At 70.9% G+C, this 4126-nt stretch carries 5 protein-coding genes; 4 read left to right on the top strand and 1 reads right to left on the bottom strand.

The genetic code is table 11. The annotated features are described in order from the left end of the window. Positions 1 to 104, bottom strand: a 104-nt coding sequence (locus IF54_RS42535; protein WP_159002315.1) for a CoA transferase, incomplete at its 3' end; no start/stop codon positions are given. Between the two features lie 150 nt (positions 105 to 254). Here IF54_RS42535 and sucC point away from each other — a divergent pair. The 4 genes from sucC to IF54_RS42530 form a co-directional block, all read left to right on the top strand. Further along, positions 255 to 1385, top strand: a complete 1131-nt coding sequence (sucC, locus tag IF54_RS0138505) for an ADP-forming succinate--CoA ligase subunit beta (RefSeq protein WP_030327324.1) — start codon at positions 255 to 257, stop codon at positions 1383 to 1385. An 11-nt stretch (positions 1386 to 1396) separates the two neighbouring features. Beyond that, positions 1397 to 2296: a succinate--CoA ligase subunit alpha gene (gene sucD, locus IF54_RS0138500; RefSeq protein ID WP_030327323.1), complete on the top strand. Its 900-nt coding sequence runs from the start codon at positions 1397 to 1399 to the stop codon at positions 2294 to 2296. An 89-nt stretch (positions 2297 to 2385) separates the two neighbouring features. Further along, positions 2386 to 3942 (top strand): aldehyde dehydrogenase family protein, encoded by a 1557-nt coding sequence (locus tag IF54_RS0138495; RefSeq protein WP_030327322.1) that lies wholly within the window; start codon positions 2386 to 2388, stop codon positions 3940 to 3942. 83 nt (positions 3943 to 4025) lie between these two features. Further along, the coding region (locus IF54_RS42530) for a CoA transferase (RefSeq protein ID WP_159002313.1) at positions 4026 to 4126 on the top strand (101 nt) is incomplete at its 3' end.

The following is a 4126-nucleotide window of genomic DNA, read 5'->3' as shown; positions in this document are numbered from 1 at the left end:
ACCACATCCGCCCCCAGCCACGCCAGCAACTGCGTCGCCGACGGACCCGACTGCACATGCGTCATGTCCAACACCCGCACACCATCAAGAGCCAACGTCGTCATGGGTCACCTCACCGTCAGCAGGCTTGGGTCCGGCACATTGCATACAGTCGACGAATACTGTATGAAGATTGTTATCCCGCATCAGATGGGTGATGTCCAGGGGGCGTGCAGCACTTTTAAGTCGTGCACTTTTGAGACGGGAGCCGAACCATGGACCTGTACGAGCACGAAGCCCGCGCCCTCTTCGAGGAACACGGGATCCCGGTGCCGAGCGCGGAGGTCACCGACTCACCCCAGGAGGCCCGCGCCATCGCCCGCCGACTGGGCGGCAGTGCCGTCGTCAAGGCGCAGGTCAAGACGGGAGGCCGGGGCAAGGCGGGCGGTGTGCGGCTCGCCGCCGACCCCGCTGAGGCCGAGCGGACGACCCGCCGAATCCTCGGCAAGGACATCAAAGGACACCGGGTCGACAAGGTCATGCTGGCCCAACCCGTCGACATCGAGGCCGAGTTCTACGTCGCCTACGTCCTCGACCGTGCGGCGGGCCGTTTCCTCGCCATCGCGTCGGCGGCCGGCGGCATGGATATAGAGGAGGTCGCCGCCACCCGCCCCGAAGCCGTCGTGCGCGTCCCCGTCGACCCCGCAGAGGGCGTCACCTCGGCGACGGCGGGCGCGATCGCCGAGGCGGCCGGGCTGCCCCCGCAGACCGTCGACGTCCTCGTACGGCTGTGGGGGGTGCTGGTCCGCGAGGACGCGCTCCTCGTGGAGGTCAACCCGCTCGTACACACCCGGCAGGGGCAGGTCCTCGCCCTCGACGGCAAGGTCACGCTCGACGACAACGCCCGCTTCCGGCAGACCCGTCGGGGCGCCGACAGCATTTCCTACGACGATCCCCTGGAGGCGGCCGCGGCGGCGAAGGGCCTCACCTACGTCAAGCTCGACGGCGAGGTCGGCATCATCGGCAACGGAGCGGGGCTGGTCATGTCGACCCTCGACGTGGTCTCCGCCTGCGGTGCCCGCCCGGCCAACTTCCTCGACATCGGCGGCGGCGCCTCGGCCCAGGTCATGGCGGACGGGCTGTCGGTCATCCTCTCCGACCCGGCCGTGAAGTCCGTGTTCGTCAATGTCTTCGGCGGGATCACCGCCTGCGACGCGGTGGCCGACGGCATCGTCAGGGCCCTGGACGAGGTCCGGCCGACCAAGCCGCTGGTCGTGCGCCTCGACGGCAACAACGCGGCCCGCGGGCGGACCGTCCTCGACGAGCACGCCCACCCTCTCGTCGAGCAGGCCACCACGATGGACGGTGCCGCCCGGCGCGCCGCCGAACTCGCCCACACCGGCTGAAGGAGAGGGACATGGCCATCTTCCTGACCAAGGAGTCCAGGGTCCTCGTCCAGGGCATGACCGGCGGCGAGGGCATGAAACACACCCGGCGCATGCTCGCCGCCGGCACGAACGTCGTGGGCGGCGTCAACCCGCGCAAGGCCGGCCGGGCCGTCGACTTCGACGACCGTGTGGTACCCGTCTTCGGCTCGGTTGCCGACGGGATACGGGCGACCGGAGCCGACGTCACCGTCGTCTTCGTACCACCCGCCTTCACCAGGGCGGCCGTTGTGGAGGCCGCCGACGCCGGGATCGGTCTCGCCGTCGTCATCACCGAGGGCGTCCCCGTCCACGACTCCGTGGCCTTCACCTCGTACGCGAGGAAGAAGGGGACACGGATCATCGGCCCCAACTGTCCGGGGCTGATCACCCCCGGACAGTCCAACGCGGGCATCATCCCGGCGGACATCACCCGCTCCGGCCGGGTCGGGCTGGTGTCGAAGTCGGGCACGCTCACCTACCAACTCATGTACGAGCTGCGGGACATCGGCTTTTCCACCTGTGTCGGCATCGGCGGTGACCCCGTCGTCGGCACCAGCCACATCGACTGCCTGGCCGCCTTCCAGGACGACCCCGACACCGAACTCGTCGTTCTCATCGGGGAGATCGGCGGTGACGCGGAGGAACGGGCCGCCGCGTACATCCGGGACCACGTCACCAAGCCCGTCGTCGGCTACATCGCCGGCTTCACCGCGCCCGAGGGCCGGACCATGGGTCACGCCGGCGCCATCGTGTCCGGTTCCGCGGGCACGGCCCGGGCGAAGAAGGAGGCGCTGGAGGCGGTCGGCGTCCCGGTCGGCGACACCCCGACCGGGACGGCCCGCCTTGTGCTCTCCCTGCTGGACACCGTTCGCAAGGCCCCTCAGGCCTGACCCGCACCGCGCAACGCGTCCACGGAACAGGTCCGTTGCGGCCCCTCGACACCCCGCCCCCGACTGTGCACCGAGAGCGGAGACATCGCATGACAACCACCCTCGACTCCACCCGGCTCGTGGTGAAGTCCGGTACCTCCTGGAACGACGCCTGGCAGCGCTGCCTCGTCGTCGCCCCGGAGGCCTTCCGCGACGACCGCGTCCTCAACCTCTGGGGCTCCGCCTGGCGGGCCGACGGCAGGGCACTGCCCGCCACCGGCCCCGTCGACGGCAGCCCCATCGCCGGGCCGCCGCGCCTGGACCGGGAAGCCGCCCACCAGGCCGTCCGCGCCTCCCTCGACCAGCACCGCGCCTGGCGGCACCTCCGGCTCGAAGAACGCCGGGCCCGGGTCGCCGCCACCCTCGACGCTCTCACGGAGCACCGCGAACTCCTCGCCCTCCTCCTCGTATGGGAGATCGGCAAGCCGTGGCGCCTCGCACAGGCCGATGTCGACCGGGCCATCGACGGCGTGCGCTGGTACGTCGACGGCATCGAGCCGATGGTCCGGGGCCGGGTCCCGCTCGACGGCCCGGTCTCCAACATCGCCAGCTGGAACTACCCGATGAGCGTGCTTGTCCACGCCCTGCTGGTCCAGGCACTGGCGGGCAACGCGGTCATCGCCAAGACCCCGACCGACGGCGGTGTCGCCTGCCTCACCCTGGCCTGTGCGCTCGCCGCCCGCGAAGGCATCCCCGTCACCCTCGTCAGCGGCAGCGGGGGAGAGCTGTCCGAGGCGCTGGTGCGGGCGCCCGAGATCGGCTGCGTCTCCTTCGTCGGCGGCCGCGACACCGGCGCCGCCGTCGCCACCGCCGTCGCCGACCTCGGCAAACGGCACATCCTCGAACAGGAAGGACTCAACACCTGGGGCATCTGGAACCACACCGACTGGGACGCCCTCACCGCCGTCATCCCCAAGCTGTTCGACTACGGCAAGCAGCGCTGCACCGCCTACCCGCGCTTCGTCGTCCAGCGCGAGCTGTTCGACGAGTTCCTCGCGGCCTACCTCCCCGCCGTGCGCACCCTGCGCCTCGGCCACCCGCTCGCCGTCGAGAACCCCGAAGACCCCTACCCCTCCCTCGACTTCGGCCCGGTGATCAACGCGGCCAAGGCGAAGGAACTGCGCGACCAGGTCGCCGAGGCCATCGACCGCGGCGCCGTGCCCGTGCACCGCGGCAGCGACGCGGACGCCCGCTTCCTGGCCGGCCAGGACACCTCGGCGTACGTCCAACCGGTCACCCTCCTCAACCCGCCCCCCTCCTCACCCCTGCACCACGCGGAACCCTTCGGCCCGGTCGACACCATCGTCCTGGTCGACACGGAAGCGGAACTGCTGGCCGCCATGAACGCCTCCAACGGCGCCCTGGTCGCCACCCTTTCGACCGACGACCGCGCGACCTTCGACCGACTCGCCCCGCAGATCCGCGCGTTCAAGGTCGGACACGGAACCCCGCGCTCCCGCGGCGACCGCGACGAACTCTTCGGCGGCTTCGGAGCCTCCTGGCGCGGCGCCTTCGTCGGCGGCGAACTCCTGGTGCGCGCGGTCACCCAGGGGCCCGCCGGTGAACGGCTGCCCGGCAACTTCCCCGAGTACCAGCTGATGCCGTGACACGGGCCGGGGCGCCGCTACGGGAAGGCGCGGCGCCCCGACCCCCGGCGAACACACGACGACACGGAGATGGGGTGACGAGCATGACGTTGGCTCTTGATGGTGTGCGGGTGTTGGACATGACGCATGTGCAGTCGGGTCCGTCGGCGACGCAGTTGCTGGCGTGGCTGGGGGCGGATGTGGT

Source organism: Streptomyces sp. NRRL B-3229 (assembly GCF_000719505.1).
Lineage (GTDB): Bacteria > Actinomycetota > Actinomycetes > Streptomycetales > Streptomycetaceae > Streptomyces > Streptomyces griseorubiginosus.
The sequence above is the reverse complement of the archived record's forward strand: the minus strand, read 5'-3'. Positions and strand labels throughout refer to the sequence as shown.

Bases quoted from the DNA above. Each gene is read 5' to 3' on its own strand.
- sucC (WP_030327324.1), top strand. From the start codon at position 255: ATGGACCTGTACGAGCACGAAGCCCGCGCCCTCTTCGAGGAACACGGG.
- sucD (WP_030327323.1), top strand. From the start codon at position 1,397: ATGGCCATCTTCCTGACCAAGGAGTCCAGGGTCCTCGTCCAGGGCATG.
- IF54_RS0138495 (WP_030327322.1), top strand. From the start codon at position 2,386: ATGACAACCACCCTCGACTCCACCCGGCTCGTGGTGAAGTCCGGTACC.